The following is a 15,134-nucleotide window of genomic DNA, read 5'->3' as shown; positions in this document are numbered from 1 at the left end:
CGCCGGCGCGCTGGGGTTCTGTTTTTTTGCAGGTTTAATCTGCGCGGGCCTGGGTGACGCGGTCCACCAGGTATACCAACCCGTGGTAATCGATGCCGCCATGCTGGCTCAGGCCGATTTCGCAGGTGCGGCTGGTGGAAATCCCTTCGCTGCAGTATTGCACCGCGTCCTTGAGGGTTCGCAGTGAGTGGGCGTTGAGCTCCGGCGTGGTGAAGCCCTTGTCGCCGGCAAAGCCGCAGCAGTGGATTCCTTCCGGGATCACCACGGTCTTGGCGCAGCGTCGCGCCAGGTCGATCAGCGCCTGGCTTTCGCCCAGGTGCTGGGTGCTGCAGGTGACGTGTACGGCGATGGGCGCTTCCTGGGGGGTGAAGTCGAGGCGGTCCATCAGATGGGTGCGAATGAAGCGGACCGGGTCGTAGAGGTCCAGGCGCGTTTCGCCGAGGTCCTGCATCAGCCGCAGGGTGCAGGGGCTGGTGTCGCAGTAGATCGGGTCGAGGCCGCCACGACTGGCGTGGAGCAGGGCGCCGAGCATTTCCTGGCGCTTGTGCTCGGCTTGTTCGGCGTAGCCCTTGGATGCGAAGGGCTGCCCGCAGCACAGGTTGTCCAGGTGCTCGGGAAATACGACTTGGTAGCCGGCTTTTTCCAGCAGGCCACGGGTCTTGTCGTACAGCGACATCTGCTCTTTATCACCGGCTGCGGGGCCCATGGCACGCGAGACGCAAGCCGCCAGGTAAACCACGCGGGGGCGCTCGTCGGTCATAGGCGGGCTGAAGCGAATGGCTTTCTCCGGCTGCGGCATGGCGTTGGTCCACTGCGGGATCTGGCCTTGGGACAACCGGGTGAGGTTCGCCGAGAGTTTTGCAAGACGCGGTGCGCCCAGCAGCATGCGCGCACCATTGGCAACGTGCAGGGTGAAGCGTGCACCTTGCAGGGCGGTGGCGAAATGGCTGGCCAGCCATTCGGCGGTTTTCGTACGGTTGGCGTCGCGAGAACGCAGCTTTTTCACCAGGTCACCGGTATTGATACCTACAGGGCAGCGTTGGGCGCATAGCCCGGTGGCGGCGCAGGTGTCGATGCCCTGGTAGTGGTACGCCGCTTCCAGCTCGGTGGTGTCGACGCCGGCGCGCCGTCTGGCCTGGATGTCGCGCCAGATCACGATGCGCTGGCGCGGGCTCAGGGTCAGCCCCTTCGACGGGCACACCGGCTCGCAGAAACCGCACTCAATGCACTTATCCACCAGCTCATCGGCGGCGGGCAAGGGCTTGAGGTGTTTGAGGTGGATTTGCGGATCTTCGCTGAGCACCACGTCTGGATTGAGAATGCCGTTGGGGTCGAGCAGGCGTTTAAGCTGCCACATCAATTGATAGGCGTCGCTGCCCCATTCCAGTTCGACGAAGGGCGCCATATTACGGCCGGTGCCGTGTTCGGCTTTCAGCGAGCCACCGAATTCCACGGCCACCAGCTGCGCGACGTCGTCCATGAACGCTTGGTAGCGTGCGACTTCTTCGCTGCTGTTGAAGCCTTGCGTGAAGACAAAGTGCAGATTGCCTTCCAGGGCGTGTCCGAAAAGGATCGCTTCGTCGTAGTGATGCTTGTCGAACAGTTCGATCAAGCGATTGACGCCGATGGCCAGTTGTTCGACCGGGAAGGTCACGTCTTCGATGATCACCGTGGTGCCGGTTTTGCGCACGGCGCCGACGGCGGGGAAGGTGTCTTTGCGGATGGCCCATAACCGGGCGTTCTCCACTGGGTCTTCGGTGAAGTCGACCTGTTTTTCCACAGGGAAAGGCGCCAGGGCGGCCATGATCAGTCTGATCTGTTCCTGCAGCAGCGATGGCGATGCCGCACGGGATTCGATCAGCAACGCGCAGGCGCTTTCCGATAGGTGTTGTACGAAAGCCGGCATACCCGGTTTGTTCTGTACCGAGCGCAGGCTGCGCCGGTCGAGCAATTCGACCGCCGAGACCGGTTGGGTTTTCAAGACAGTCACTGCGTTGCAGCAGGTTTCGACGTCCGGGAAGACAATCAGCGCCGACGCCTTGTTCGGGTGATCAATCACCGTGTCGTACGTGACCGCGCTGATAAAGCCCAGCGTGCCCTCGGAGCCCACCAGCAGGTGGCTGAGGATATCCAGGGGCTCGTCAAAGTCGACCAAGGCATTGAGTGACAAGCCGGTGGTGTTTTTCAGACGGTATTTGTGGCGGATCTTGGCTGCCAGTTCGGCGTTGGCTCGCGTCTCGCGGCCCAATGTCGCCAAGCGCTCGAGCAGTGCACCATGTTGTTGCTCAAAGGCTGCGACGCTGGCTGGATCTTCGGTGTCCAGGCGGCTGCCGTCAGCCAGTACCAGGCGGATGCCCGCCAAGGTGTGATAGGTGTTTTGTGCCGTGCCGCAGCACATGCCGCTGGCGTTGTTGGCAACGATACCGCCGATTTTACAGGCGTTGATCGACGCCGGGTCAGGGCCGATCTTGCGCCCGAACGGCGCCAGCCAGGCGTTGGCCTGAGCGCCGATCACCCCGGGTTGCAAGCGGATCTGCGTGCCTTGCCCACGAATCTCGCGACCGTTCCAGTTGTCGCCCAACACGATCAGCACCGAGTCAGAGATGGCTTGGCCAGACAAGCTGGTGCCTGCCGCACGAAAGGTCACGGGAACGTGATCGCGTTGGGCCAGTTGCAGCAGCGCCACCACTTCGTCTTCCGACTCTACACGGACCACCAGTTGTGGGATCAGTCGATAAAAGCTGGCGTCGGTGCCGAAGGCCAGGGTGGAAAGCGGGTCGTCGAAGCGTCGATCTTTCGAAATCAGCTGTGCGACGTCGCGCAGAAAAGCAGCAGGCAGGCTCATCGGTCCTCCAGGAATAGTTGACGCCGCACCTTGGTCCGGCGTCGATGCTTACCCTATTACGTGCAGGTCTTTAGTGCACCAGCATACCGGTGAACCAGTAGGCCTGTGCCAGGGTGATCAGCCCCACGATCGTGGCGAAAAACAGGCTGTGCTTGAGGGTGAAGCGGAACAGGTCGGATTCCTTGCCCACCAGGCCCGTCGCGGCGCAGGCCACGGCGATCGATTGCGGCGAAATCATCTTGCCGGTCACGCCGCCGCTGGTATTGGCGGCCACCAGCAGGGTGTCGTTGACGCCGATCTGGTGCGCGGTGGTGGCTTGCAGCGAGCTGAACAGCGCGTTGGACGAGGTGTCGGAGCCTGTCAGGAAAACCCCCAGCCAGCCGAGGAACGGCGAGAAAAACGGGAAAGCGGCGCCGGTGGCCGCCAATACCAGGGCCATGGTCGACGACATGCCGGAGTAGTTGGTGACGAAGGCGAACGCCAGCACCATACCGATGGACAGGATCGGCCAGCGCAGTTCGTAAAAGGTTTCTTTTAAAGTGGTCAGACCAGTTTTGATGTCAATTTTCAACACCAGCATTGAGATCAGCGCGGAGAAGAAAATCGCGGTGCCGGTAGCCGAAATCGGGTCCAGTTTGAAGACGGCCGGAATGGCGGTCGGGTTGGTGACGATCGGCGCGACCTTGATCACCATTTGATCCAGGTGGGGAATGGCGAAGTTGAACACCCAACTGTACATCGAGCCGCCTGCAGCGAACATTGCCTTGAAGGGCTTGAGGGTCCAAATGGTGACCAGTACGGTCAGGATCAGGAACGGCGACCAGGCTTTGAAAATCTGCCCCAGGCTATAAGGCGAGGCCACTGTGCTGCGCGGCTGGCCGAAGCCCCCGGCGCTGGCGGTGATCGTCGCGCTGGGGGTGACACCGGCGATCTGTGCGCCGGCAGTGCGCTTGGGCTGCCAGACTTTCAGGAACAAGGTCAGAGCAATCAGGCTGGCCAGGGCCGAGGTGATGTCCGGCAGTTCAGGGCCAATGAAGTTGGAGGTGAAGTACTGCGTGACCGCAAAGCTTGCGCCCGCCACCAACGCTGCCGGCCAGGTTTCGCGAACGCCGCGCAGGCCGTCCATCATGAACACCAGCCAGAACGGAACGAACAGCGACAGCAGCGGCAGTTGGCGGCCCGTCATGGCGCCGATCTTGAACGCATCGATACCGGTCACTTGGCCGGCGACAATGATCGGAATGCCCAGCGCACCGAAGGCGACCGGCGCGGTGTTGGCAATCAGGCACAGGCCGGCAGCGTACAGCGGGTTGAAGCCCAGGCCTACCAGCAGGGCGGCGGTGATCGCCACCGGCGCACCGAAACCGGCAGCGCCTTCCAGGAAGGCGCCGAAGCAGAAACCAATCAGCAATACCTGCAGGCGTTGATCGTCGGTAATCGACAGCACCGAGCTGCGGATGATCTCGAACTGGCCGCTTTTGACCGTCAGTTTGTAGAGGAAGACCGCGGCGACGATGATCCACGCGATTGGCCACAGCCCATAGGCAAAACCGTAACCTGCGGCGGCGAGCGCCATGTCTACCGGCATCTGGAAGGCGAAGATTGCCACCAGTATCGACAGCGCCAGGGTGATGCTCCCGGCGACATGGCCTTTGAGGCGAAACACGGCCAGGGCCAGGAAGAAGAATACGATTGGGATAACGGCGGCCAATGCGGACAGGCCGAGGCTGCCGAGAGGGCTGTAGAGCTGTTGCCAGGTTTGCATATGGGGTGGCCCCTAATTGTTGTTGGTCAGGCGCGATTCAGTCATCTTGGATAATTGGTAAGACCAATTTACAAGCGCTGTCGGCTAGAGTAAAAGCCTTGGCGTGGGTGTGTCAATTTGCCGCTTGGCAAACTTTGGTCGTAGCGTCGTCGGCGAGGGGGTTCTGGTTGGGTCAATCGAGGGTGTTCTGATAGGTGCTGCAAGCGCGGCGATAGGCGAGAATAGAGGCCCCGGCGAATGGTCGGGGTTGTGGGGAGTGAGTTATGGGATTTGATCAGGTGCGGCAGCGCCGTTTGTCTGACGATATTGTCGAGCAGCTTGAGGGCATGATCCTCGAGGGCACGTTGAAGTCAGGCGAACGCTTGCCGGCAGAGCGTGCTCTGGCGGAGCGGTTTGGCGTGTCGCGTCCGTCGTTGCGTGAGGCGATCCAGAAGCTGGCGGCCAAAGGGTTGTTGGTCAGTCGCCAGGGCGGGGGTAACTATGTGGCGGAGTCGCTGGGGTCGACCTTCAGTGATCCGTTGCTGCATCTGTTGGAAAACAACCCCGAGGCGCAGCGTGACCTGTTGGAGTTTCGCCAGACGCTTGAGGCGTCCTGCGCCTATTACGCGGCGCTGCGCGCCACCGAGGTCGACCGTGAGCGGCTGACCGCAGCGTTTGACGCGTTGCAGGATTGCTACACGCGGGCCGACGAGGTAAGCCGCCTGGAAGAGGGGGCGGCCGATGCGCGGTTTCATTTGGCGATTGCCGAGGCCAGCCATAACGCGGTGCTGTTGCACACCATTCGGGGGCTGTTCGATCTGCTCAAGCGCAACGTGGTGACCAATATCGGTGGCATGTACCAGCAACGTACCGAGACGCGCGACATGCTGATCAGCCAGCATCGGGACTTGTATCTGGCAATTATCGAGGGGCGGGCCGAGCAGGCACGGGAAGTCTCAACACGTCACCTGCTGTATGTGCAGGAAGTGTTGGAGGAAGTGCGTCAGGAGGTTCAGCGCGTGGCGCGGGCGGAGCGGCGTAAAGGCATGTAGCCGGGGTGAGCCACCCCAGGCTACAGCCTCGCAAGGGCTACTCTTCCTTGCCCTTGTTGCGCACGGCGCGATGCAACTCACGGTTGGAGTCGCGTTCGCGCTCGGTATCGCGCTTGTCGTATTCCTTCTTGCCCTTGCCCAGCGCGATCTCGCACTTGACCAGGTGCTTGCTCCAGTACCAGGACAAGCAGACGCAGGCATAGCCTTTCTGCTGTACGGCTGCCGCGAGTTTATCGATCTCGCGGGCATTGAGCAGCAGTTTGCGCGTGCGTACCGGGTCGGCAATCACGTGGGTGCTCGCGGTGGTCAGCGGGGTGATATGACTGCCAAGCAGCCATGCCTCGCCATCCTTGAGCAATACGTAGCTGTCGACCAGTTGCAGCTTGCTGGCGCGCAGACTTTTTACTTCCCAGCCGGCCAGGACCAGACCAGCCTCGAACCGATGTTCGATGAAGTAATCGTGTCGCGCCTTTTTATTTTGCGCGATGGTCCCTGTGGGGTGTTTCTTTTGTTTAGCCATAGGGGCGGCATTATAGGGAGTTGCGAGCGTGTCGGCTACGGTCAACCTGCGTGCTTGAGCGTGTTCGACGAATCCCGGACAATGCAGACAGTTCTTTGATCTTTTTCGCTCGCGGATCCGGCTGTTCTTTTCGCGATGTTTGCCTCAGCAGTGGAAATCACGCTCACATGACGACGCATATTCAACGTTCGGCTCTGCTGCCCTATCCGGCGCAGGCGCTCTATGACCTGGTCAACGACGTGGCGCGTTACCCGGAGTTCCTACCGTGGTGTTCTACTGCGCAAGTGTTGGAAAGTACTGATGAACATATGGTTGCCAGTGTCGGGGTGGCCAAGGGAGGTCTCAGCCAGCACTTTGTTACGCGTAATGTGCTGGTGCCTGGACAATCCATCGAAATGAACCTGCAGGAAGGCCCCTTCACTCAATTGCACGGAGTGTGGGTTTTCAAGGCGCTGACCGACAAAGCCTGCAAGATCAGCCTGGACCTGTCCTTCGATTACGCGGGCCCGGTTGTGCGGGCGACATTGGGCCCTCTGTTCAATCAGGCCGCCAATACGCTGGTGGACGCATTTTGCCAGCGAGCCAAACAACTGCATGGTTGAGATTGAAGTGGTGTATGCCGCCGAGGATCGCCAGGTGTTGTTGGCGGTAACGGTACCGGTGGGCACGAGCTTAAGGGGTGCGGTGCGGGCGTCGGGGATTGCGGCGCAATTTCCCGGGGTGGAGTTGGCTGAGTATCCCTTGGGTATTTTCGGCAAGGTGGTCGAAAAGCCGGATGAGCGTACCGTCAGCGCGGGTGATCGTATCGAGATCTACCGGCCGTTGCTGGCAGACCCTAAAGAGGTGCGTAGGCTGCGTGCGGCCAAGGCTGCGATGGCCAGGCAGCAAGGCACATAAGTTCGCCAGATGACACGCAACAAAAAGCCCGGCATGCCGGGCTTTTTTGTTGCTTGCCGCGCAGTTACTGCGGGCTGGCGTCCAGAGGTTCTGGTGTCGGGACCGGGACGGTCTTCACGCCGTCGACGTCCTTCTGGATCTGGTCCAGCAAGGAGCCGGGCTTGGCAGGCTCTTCGGACTTCGGCTTCTCGGCGTCCTGTGCAGGCGCGCTCACGTTCGTGCCGTTATCCTTGCCGAGCAGGGCGTCATCGCGGCTTACACCGGGCTTGAAGTCACCTGACAGGCTGACAAGCTGGTCGTTGCCATTAAAAATAACGCTGACGCGTTCCTGCTGGCGTTCACCGCCACCAGGCTGGATGCTGTAGAGATAATCCCAGCGATCGGCATGGAAAGTGTCGGTCAACAGGGGGTTGCCCATGATAAACCGTACTTGCCGTCGGGTCATTCCCGGGCGTAACTGGTCTATCATGTCCTGCGTGACGACATTGCCCTGTTGGATGTCGATTTTGTAAACCCCGGGGAATGAACAACCGGCGAGTGCGAGCAGTCCCACAAAGGTGAAACTGGTTAGCAAGAGCTTGGTGTTTTGCATCGGTGGGCGACTTCCACTATCTTGGCTGGGACAACGTTAAACGCCGATCATACCCGTATTAAGAGAAGCTGCGAAGCAGCATCCGCGAGAAAGCTAACCATGGTTGAAAATAGCGAACTACGCAAAGTCGGTCTCAAAGTGACTCTGCCACGAGTCAAAATTCTACAAATGCTCGATTCTGCTGAGCAGCGCCACATGAGTGCCGAGGATGTCTACAAGGCGCTGATGGAGTCTAACGAGGACGTTGGCCTGGCCACGGTTTATCGTGTGCTGACCCAGTTTGAAGCCGCAGGGCTGGTGGTTCGCCATAATTTCGACGGCGGTCATGCGGTGTTTGAATTGGCTGACGGTGGTCACCATGACCACATGGTTGACCTGGATACCAATGAGGTTATCGAGTTCACCAGCCCCGAGATCGAAGCTCTGCAACATAAGATTGCCGAGGACCATGGATTCGAATTGGTCGACCACAATCTGGTTCTGTACATCCGTAAGAAAAAGTAAAAATGACGCGGATTCACTCCGCGCAACGATCGAAGGCGACCTCAGGGTCGCCTTCGTGTTTTCTACCTCTATATAAAGAAAGGCTTGGCTAAGCCTTGGCGGCTACCACCATTTTCTTGGCATGAGCCAAGGACTCTTTGGTCAAGTCTATACCGCCCAACATGCGTGCCACTTCTTCCACGCGTTCCGATTTGTTCAGCTTGGACACTGCGGTATGCGTTGCATCACTGCCCCGCACTTTATGTACAAACAGGTGCTGATGCCCTTGGGCAGCTACCTGCGGCAAGTGAGTCACCGTCAGTACCTGGCCGCGATCTCCCAAACGTCGCAACAGCTGGCCAACAATCTCCGCAGTCGGCCCGCCGATCCCAACGTCCACTTCGTCGAACACCAGGGTGGGGACGCGTGAGGTCTGGGCCGTTATCACCTGTATGGCCAGGCTGATGCGCGACAGCTCGCCGCCGGACGCCACTTTGGCCAGTGCCTTGAGCGGCTGCCCTGGGTTGGCGCTGACCAGCAGCTCTACCTGCTCCAGGCCGTGGGGTTGTAGTTCATTGGTGGCGTTGGTGCGCAACTCGATGGTAAAGCGGCCGCCCGGCATGCCTAGGCGCTGGATTTCCTGTTCCACCGCAGCGGCCAGACCAGTGGCCGCTTGACGGCGCAGGTCACTGAGTTCTCGTGCTTTCTCTTGGTAATGACGGGCAAACGAAGCGAGCTCTTCACCCAGGCGTTCGATGGATTCGTCATTTGCGTTGAGGGTTTCGATTTCATCCAGCAATTTCTGCTGCATCGTCGCCACTTCGGTGGGTTGGATCCGGTGTTTGCGCGCCAGGGTGTAGATGGTGTCCAGGCGTTCTTCTATTTCCTGGAGGCGAGCAGGGTCGGCATCAAAGTGATCCAGGAAGCGATTCAGTTCGCCCACCGCCTCCTCAACCTGGATCTGTGCGCTGGTCAGCAGGGTGGTGGCTTCGCTCAATGAGCCGGATGCGCTGTTGACGCTGGACAGCCGATTGAGGCTGGCCGTGAGTGCATTGAGCACATTGCCCGAATCGCTCTCGCTGCACTGCTCCACTACCTGGCGACAAATGCCCAGCAGGGTTTCTGCGTTGGTGAGGTTCTTGTGTTCCTGTTCCAGCTGCTCCAGCTCCGTCTCGCCCAGGCCCAGGCTTTCCAGTTCTTCAAGTTGATAGCTGAGTAACTGGTGGCGAGCGCGTTGTTCGTCGCCGGAGTTGGACAGGCGCTCCAGCTCCTGGCGGGTCTGGCGCCAGCGTTGGGCGGCAAGCTGCACTTGGCGGGCCAGGTCGGTGGCCCCGGCGTATTCGTCCAGCAGTCGACGGTGGGTATCGGTTTTCAGCAGAGACTGATGTTCGTGCTGGCTGTGGATGTCGATCAGCAGCTCGCCCAGCGCTTTCAGGTCGCCAAGGGGGCAGGGTGTGCCGTTGATATAGCCGCGTGAGCGCCCTTCGGCAGTGATGACCCGGCGCAGGATGCATGGGCCTTCGTTATTGAGGTCGCGTTCGGCCAACCAGGCTTCCGCTTCCGGGATGTCCGCCAGATCAAAGGTGGCGAGGATATCGGCCTTGTCCGCGCCGGGGCGGACCACGCCGCTGTCGGCACGGTCGCCCAGGGTCAGGCCCAGCGCGTCGAGCATGATCGACTTGCCGGCGCCGGTTTCGCCTGTGATTACGCTCATCCCGCGATCCAGCTCGAGATCAAGGTGTTCAACAATGGCGTAGTTATGTACGGACAGGTGCACCAGCATGACGGCCGCTCCCAGGCTTTAGGTCTGGTTATTTATACAGTGTTTTGTTCGGGCCTGACAATCCTGGCGCTTAGCTCGATTTGCTTGAGTATTGTTTTTTCTTAGTGCGATACGGAATGAATGCGACGGAAATGCTCCCGGGCCTGTGAAAGACTTTTGGTAACGCCTGCGCCCTTGAACCTGGAAATTGTGACCCCATATACCGGAACAGAAGCGCGAGTCGAGTTCGCGCATGATTTTGAAAGGAGAAATCTATGGCTGACGAACAGACGCAGGATACGCAAACTCCAGACGCCAATTCGGCTGTCGGCGATGAGCTGGCAACTCGTGTACAAGTGCTTGAAGAGCAATTGGCCGCTGCGCAGGATCAGTCTTTGCGTGTTGCCGCCGATCTGCAGAACGTCCGCCGCCGTGCCGAGCAGGATGTAGAAAAGGCTCACAAGTTCGCGCTGGAAAAATTTGCCGGCGACTTGCTGCCGATTATCGACAGCCTGGAACGCGGCCTTGAGCTGTCCAACCCGGACGACGAAAACATCCGTGCGATGCGTGAAGGGATCGAGCTGACCCTGAAAATGTTCCAGGACACCCTGAAGCGTTATCAGCTGGAAGCGATCGATCCACAAGGCGGCGAGCCGTTCAACGCCGAGCATCACCAAGCCATGGCCATGCAAGAGAGCCATGACCTTGAGCCTAACAGTGTGTTGAAAGTGTTCCAGAAGGGTTATCTGCTTAACGGTCGCTTGCTGCGCCCGGCAATGGTGGTGGTGAGCAAGGCTCCTGCACCCGTTTCACCTTCTATTGATGAGCAGGCTTGAAATCAGTCGTAACGGCCCCATCTATAAGTCAAGCGTTTAAGTGCTACCGCGGTTAGCCACCACTGCTGCGGCATCCAAATTCAAGTTTCGGGAGAGTAAATCATGGGCAAAATTATCGGTATCGACCTGGGGACTACCAACTCCTGCGTCTCCGTGCTGGAAAACGGCGTTGCAAAAGTCATTGAAAACGCCGAAGGCGCGCGTACCACGCCGTCGATCATTGCATACGCCAACGACGGTGAAATCCTCGTCGGCCAGTCGGCCAAGCGTCAGGCCGTGACTAACCCGCATAACACGCTGTATGCGGTAAAACGTCTGATCGGTCGTAAGTTCGACGAAGAAGTCGTACAGAAAGACATCAAGATGGTGCCTTACAAAATCGCCAAGGCTGACAACGGTGACGCCTGGGTTGAAGTAAACGGCAACAAGATGTCTGCACCGCAAATCTCGGCTGAAGTCTTGAAAAAGATGAAGAAGACTGCCGAAGATTACCTGGGTGAAACCGTGACTGAAGCGGTGATCACCGTTCCGGCCTACTTCAACGACAGCCAGCGCCAGGCGACCAAAGACGCCGGCCGCATTGCGGGCCTGGACGTAAAACGTATCATCAACGAACCTACCGCGGCGGCTCTGGCCTACGGTATGGACAAGGCCAAAGGCGACCACACTGTGATCGTTTATGACCTGGGTGGCGGTACCTTCGACGTTTCCGTGATCGAGATCGCGGAAGTCGACGGCGAGCACCAGTTCGAAGTGTTGGCCACCAACGGTGACACGTTCCTGGGTGGTGAAGACTTTGACATTCGTCTGATCGACTACCTCGTTGACGAATTCAAGAAAGAAAGCGGCATGAACCTCAAGGGTGACCCGCTGGCCATGCAGCGCCTGAAAGAAGCCGCTGAGAAAGCCAAGATCGAGCTGTCCTCGAGCATGTCGACCGACGTGAACCTGCCGTACATCACTGCAGACGCCACCGGTCCGAAGCACTTGAACGTGAAGATCTCGCGCGCCAAGTTGGAAGCGCTGGTTGAAGACCTGGTTCAGCGCACTATCGAACCTTGCCGCATCGCCCTGAAAGACGCAGGTATCGACGTTGGCTCCATCAACGACGTGATCCTGGTGGGTGGTCAGACCCGTATGCCACTGGTGCAGCAGAAAGTCACCGAGTTCTTCGGCAAGGAAGCACGTAAAGACGTGAACCCGGACGAAGCGGTTGCCATGGGTGCTGCTATCCAGGGCGCGGTACTGGCTGGTGACGTGAAAGACGTACTGCTGCTGGACGTCAGCCCGCTGACCCTGGGTATCGAAACCATGGGCGGCGTGATGACTGCGCTGATCGAGAAAAACACCACGATTCCTACCAAGAAATCGCAAGTGTTCTCGACTGCCGACGACAACCAGGGCGCCGTGACTATTCACGTGCTGCAAGGTGAGCGTAAGCAGGCTGCACAGAACAAATCCCTGGGCAAGTTCGACCTGTCCGAGATTCCGCCAGCACCACGTGGCGTGCCACAAATCGAAGTGACCTTCGACATCGACGCCAACGGTATCCTGCACGTAGGTGCGAAAGACAAGGCGACCGGCAAAGAGCAGAAGATCACCATCAAGGCCAACTCCGGCCTGTCTGATGAAGAAATTCAACAGATGATTCGTGATGCCGAAGCGAACGCCGACGCGGACGCCAAGTTTGCAGAATTGGCCGGTGCGCGTAACCAAGGCGATGCCCTGGTTCACTCGACCCGCAAAATGGTCGCTGATGCTGGCGATAAAGTGACTGCTGAAGAGAAAACTGCAATCGAAGCTGCCGTGGTTGCCCTGGAAGCCGCTGTCAAAGGCGACGACAAGGCTGCCATCGAAGCCAAGATCGAAGAGCTGTCGAAAGTCTCCGCGCCAGTCGCTCAGAAAATGTACGCCGAACAACAGGCCCAGCCTGAAGGCGGCGCGCAACACGCTGAGCCTGAAGCCAAGCACGACGACGTTGTCGATGCTGAGTTCGAAGAAGTCAAAGACAACAAGTAAGTTGGTCGTCCGGTTGACCGCTATCAAGCGGTGACTGGTAGGATGTCGCCGCGCGGGAGCTTGCTCCCGCGTTGGCGTGTCTGGGGTACGCGAATTTTTACAGCATGCGACAGCGTTCGGGTGCTGGCGGTGTGATCGGGAATGCTCCTGCTTCCCGAGCAGTAAATACCGCGTTTTTGATCGGGGCTCCGGTTAAAAAGTAGTAATGACCAGGATCGTTGAATTGACGTGAGTTGGGTCCGGGCCTGTATTGGGGCTCAACGAGTTTGGCGGGGCTCAGGAGGGTCTGGCTGAACGTCCTTAAGAGTGCAAAGACTTATGGCAAAGCGTGACTATTACGAAGTATTGGGTGTGGAGCGCAGCTCCAGCGAGTCGGACCTGAAGAAGGCCTACCGTCGCCTGGCGATGAAGCATCACCCGGACCGTAATCCGGATAGCAAGGAATCCGAAGAACTGTTCAAAGAGGCTAACGAAGCCTACGAATGCCTATCTGACCCTAACAAGCGTGCGGCCTACGACCAGTACGGCCATGCCGGCGTCGATCCGAGCATGGGCGGTGGTGGCGCCGGTTTTGGTGGTCAGAACTTCTCCGATATCTTCGGCGATGTGTTCAGCGACTTCTTTGGTGGTGGCCGTGGTGGCCAGCGTGGCGGTGCCCAGCGCGGCAGCGATCTGCGCTACACCCTGGAACTGAACCTGGAAGAAGCGGTACGCGGTACCAGTGTCAATATCCGTGTGCCGACGCTGGTCAACTGCAAGCCGTGTGATGGCTCGGGTGCCAAGAAGGGCTCCTCGCCGATTACTTGCCCGACCTGTGGGGGTATCGGCCAGGTTCGCATGCAGCAAGGTTTCTTCTCGGTGCAGCAGACCTGCCCGCGCTGCCATGGCCAGGGCAAGATCATTTCCGACCCGTGCGACTCCTGCCACGGCGAAGGGCGTGTCGAAGAGTACAAGACCCTGTCGGTGAAAGTGCCGGCGGGTGTGGATACCGGTGATCGTATTCGTCTGTCGGGCGAGGGCGAGGCGGGTACTCAGGGCGGCCCTACGGGTGACTTGTACGTGGTGATCAACGTGCGTGAGCACTCGATCTTCCAGCGTGATGGCAAGCACCTGTTCTGTGAAGTGCCGATCAGTTTTGTCGATGCGGCTTTGGGTGGCGAGATCGAGATTCCGACGCTTGATGGGCGTGTGAAACTCAAGATTCCTGAAGGCACGCAGACCGGCAAACAGTTCCGCATCCGTGGCAAAGGCGTTGCGCCGGTGCGCGGCGGTGGCGCCGGAGACCTGATGTGTCGCGTGGCGGTGGAAACGCCGGTCAACCTGAATCGCCGTCAGCGTGAATTGCTTGAAGAATTCCGCAGTTCGTTGGAGGGGGATCACTCCCACTCTCCGAAGACCACTGGCTTTTTCGATGGCGTGAAGCGCTTCTTCGGCGACCTGTAAGGAAGTGAGTATGCGACGTATAGCCGTAATGGGCGCTGCAGGGCGCATGGGCAAGACGCTGGTCGAGGCGGTGCAGCAGCGCTCGCCGGCTTCCGGGCTGACCGCGGCCATCGTGCGCCCCGGTAGCACATTGATCGGTGCGGATGCCGGTGAGCTGGCCTCGTTGGGGCGTATCGGCGTTTCGCTGTCCGGCAACCTGGAACAGGTGGCTGACGAGTTCGACGTATTGATCGATTTCACCCTGCCGGACGTCATGCTGAAGAACCTGGCGTTCTGCCGCAAGGCCGGCAAGGCCATGGTGATCGGTACCACGGGCTTGAGTGCCGAGCAGAAGCAGTTGTTGGTGGAGGCGGGCAAGGATATTCCTATCGTCTTCGCCGCCAATTTCAGCGTGGGGGTGAACCTTTCGCTCAAGCTGCTGGATCTGGCGGCTCGCGTGCTGGGTGATGAGGCAGATATCGAGATTATCGAGACTCATCACCGCCACAAGATCGATGCGCCGTCCGGTACCGCACTGCGTATGGGGGAGGCAATTGCCGATGCGTTGGGGCGTGATTTGTCGAAAGTCGCCGTTTACGGTCGCGAAGGCCATACCGGTGCGCGCGCGCATGACACTATCGGGTTTGCCACGGTTCGCGGTGGTGATGTGGTGGGAGATCACACTGTGTTGTTCGCCGCTGAAGGCGAGCGCCTGGAAATCACTCACAAGGCGTCTAGCCGTATGACGTTCGCCAAGGGCGCGGTGCGTGCCGCGCTTTGGCTGGAAGGGCGTCAGGCTGGCCTTTACGACATGCGTGACGTGCTGGATCTGCACTAATCAGTAGCTAAAAGGGGGTCTCAAGCTTATGCTTAGGCCCCGTTTTTACCCGCTAGGCGACGTCCTGTCGCATTCCCCTGCCTTTAAGGCTCATTAGCGGTGGACCAAAAAAGCCTTTTTCTGT

Annotated in this window: 13 protein-coding genes; 8 read left to right on the top strand and 5 right to left on the bottom strand. The window is 59.2% G+C overall.

Translation table 11 applies throughout. The features are described 5' to 3' along the window. Positions 1-34: 34 nt before the first annotated feature. Together JBE38_RS19755 and JBE38_RS19750 are read right to left on the bottom strand one after the other, a co-directional pair. On the bottom strand, positions 35-2,845 hold the full coding sequence (locus tag JBE38_RS19755) for an FAD-binding and (Fe-S)-binding domain-containing protein (RefSeq protein ID WP_205344942.1): 2,811 nt from the start codon (positions 2,843-2,845) through the stop codon (positions 35-37). Between the two features lie 70 nt (positions 2,846-2,915). Then, positions 2,916-4,610 carry a lactate permease LctP family transporter gene (locus JBE38_RS19750; RefSeq protein ID WP_205344941.1) on the bottom strand — a complete coding sequence of 565 codons (1,695 nt, stop codon included), beginning with the start codon at positions 4,608-4,610 and terminating at the stop codon, positions 2,916-2,918. Between the two features lie 263 nt (positions 4,611-4,873). On the opposite strand from JBE38_RS19750, the gene JBE38_RS19745 reads away from it, so the two are divergent. Beyond that, a complete protein-coding gene (locus JBE38_RS19745; RefSeq protein WP_060752281.1) occupies positions 4,874-5,641 on the top strand; it encodes a GntR family transcriptional regulator in 768 nt (255 codons plus the stop codon). Positions 5,642-5,678: 37 nt separating this feature from the next. Here JBE38_RS19745 and smpB read toward each other — a convergent pair whose 3' ends face one another. Continuing rightward, positions 5,679-6,161, bottom strand: a complete 483-nt coding sequence (smpB, locus tag JBE38_RS19740) for an SsrA-binding protein SmpB (RefSeq protein ID WP_060752280.1) — start codon at positions 6,159-6,161, stop codon at positions 5,679-5,681. 167 nt (positions 6,162-6,328) lie between these two features. Here smpB and JBE38_RS19735 point away from each other — a divergent pair, with 167 nt between their 5' ends. Together JBE38_RS19735 and JBE38_RS19730 are read left to right on the top strand one after the other, a co-directional pair. After that, a complete protein-coding gene (locus tag JBE38_RS19735) occupies positions 6,329-6,763 on the top strand; it encodes a type II toxin-antitoxin system RatA family toxin (protein WP_060752279.1) in 435 nt (144 codons plus the stop codon). Beyond that, positions 6,756-7,058 (top strand): RnfH family protein, encoded by a 303-nt coding sequence (locus JBE38_RS19730; RefSeq protein WP_198762454.1) that lies wholly within the window; start codon positions 6,756-6,758, stop codon positions 7,056-7,058. The genes JBE38_RS19735 and JBE38_RS19730 overlap by 8 nt, the downstream gene beginning before the upstream one ends. A gap of 64 nt (positions 7,059-7,122) precedes the next feature. Here the strand turns inward: JBE38_RS19730 and JBE38_RS19725 are convergent, their stop codons facing one another. Further along, positions 7,123-7,650 carry an outer membrane protein assembly factor BamE gene (locus JBE38_RS19725; RefSeq protein ID WP_060752277.1) on the bottom strand — a complete coding sequence of 176 codons (528 nt, stop codon included), beginning with the start codon at positions 7,648-7,650 and terminating at the stop codon, positions 7,123-7,125. Positions 7,651-7,749: 99 nt separating this feature from the next. Here JBE38_RS19725 and fur point away from each other — a divergent pair, with 99 nt between their 5' ends. Next, entirely contained in the window at positions 7,750-8,154 is a 405-nt protein-coding gene (fur, locus tag JBE38_RS19720) for a ferric iron uptake transcriptional regulator (protein ID WP_090365772.1), read from the top strand. An 88-nt stretch (positions 8,155-8,242) separates the two neighbouring features. Here fur and recN read toward each other — a convergent pair whose 3' ends face one another. Next, complete coding sequence (recN, locus tag JBE38_RS19715) at positions 8,243-9,916, bottom strand: DNA repair protein RecN (RefSeq protein ID WP_060752275.1); 1,674 nt, start codon at positions 9,914-9,916, stop codon at positions 8,243-8,245. A gap of 254 nt (positions 9,917-10,170) precedes the next feature. Here recN and grpE point away from each other — a divergent pair, with 254 nt between their 5' ends. The 4 genes from grpE to dapB all read left to right on the top strand — a co-directional run bounded on the left by grpE (position 10,171) and on the right by dapB (position 15,010). Next, positions 10,171-10,731, top strand: a complete 561-nt coding sequence (grpE, locus tag JBE38_RS19710) for a nucleotide exchange factor GrpE (RefSeq protein WP_060752274.1) — start codon at positions 10,171-10,173, stop codon at positions 10,729-10,731. A gap of 102 nt (positions 10,732-10,833) precedes the next feature. Further along, positions 10,834-12,750 (top strand): molecular chaperone DnaK, encoded by a 1,917-nt coding sequence (dnaK, locus tag JBE38_RS19705; RefSeq protein WP_060752273.1) that lies wholly within the window; start codon positions 10,834-10,836, stop codon positions 12,748-12,750. Between the two features lie 318 nt (positions 12,751-13,068). Beyond that, positions 13,069-14,193: a molecular chaperone DnaJ gene (gene dnaJ, locus JBE38_RS19700; protein ID WP_060752272.1), complete on the top strand. Its 1,125-nt coding sequence runs from the start codon at positions 13,069-13,071 to the stop codon at positions 14,191-14,193. A 10-nt stretch (positions 14,194-14,203) separates the two neighbouring features. Then, a complete protein-coding gene (gene dapB, locus JBE38_RS19695; RefSeq protein ID WP_205344940.1) occupies positions 14,204-15,010 on the top strand; it encodes a 4-hydroxy-tetrahydrodipicolinate reductase in 807 nt (268 codons plus the stop codon). Positions 15,011-15,134 lie beyond the last annotated feature (124 nt).

Origin of the sequence: Pseudomonas sp. ICBG1301 (assembly GCF_016918385.1) — a bacterium.
In the GTDB taxonomy this organism is placed as follows: Bacteria; Pseudomonadota; Gammaproteobacteria; order Pseudomonadales; family Pseudomonadaceae; genus Aquipseudomonas; species Aquipseudomonas palleroniana.
This window is presented reverse-complemented; position numbering and strand designations above follow the sequence as displayed.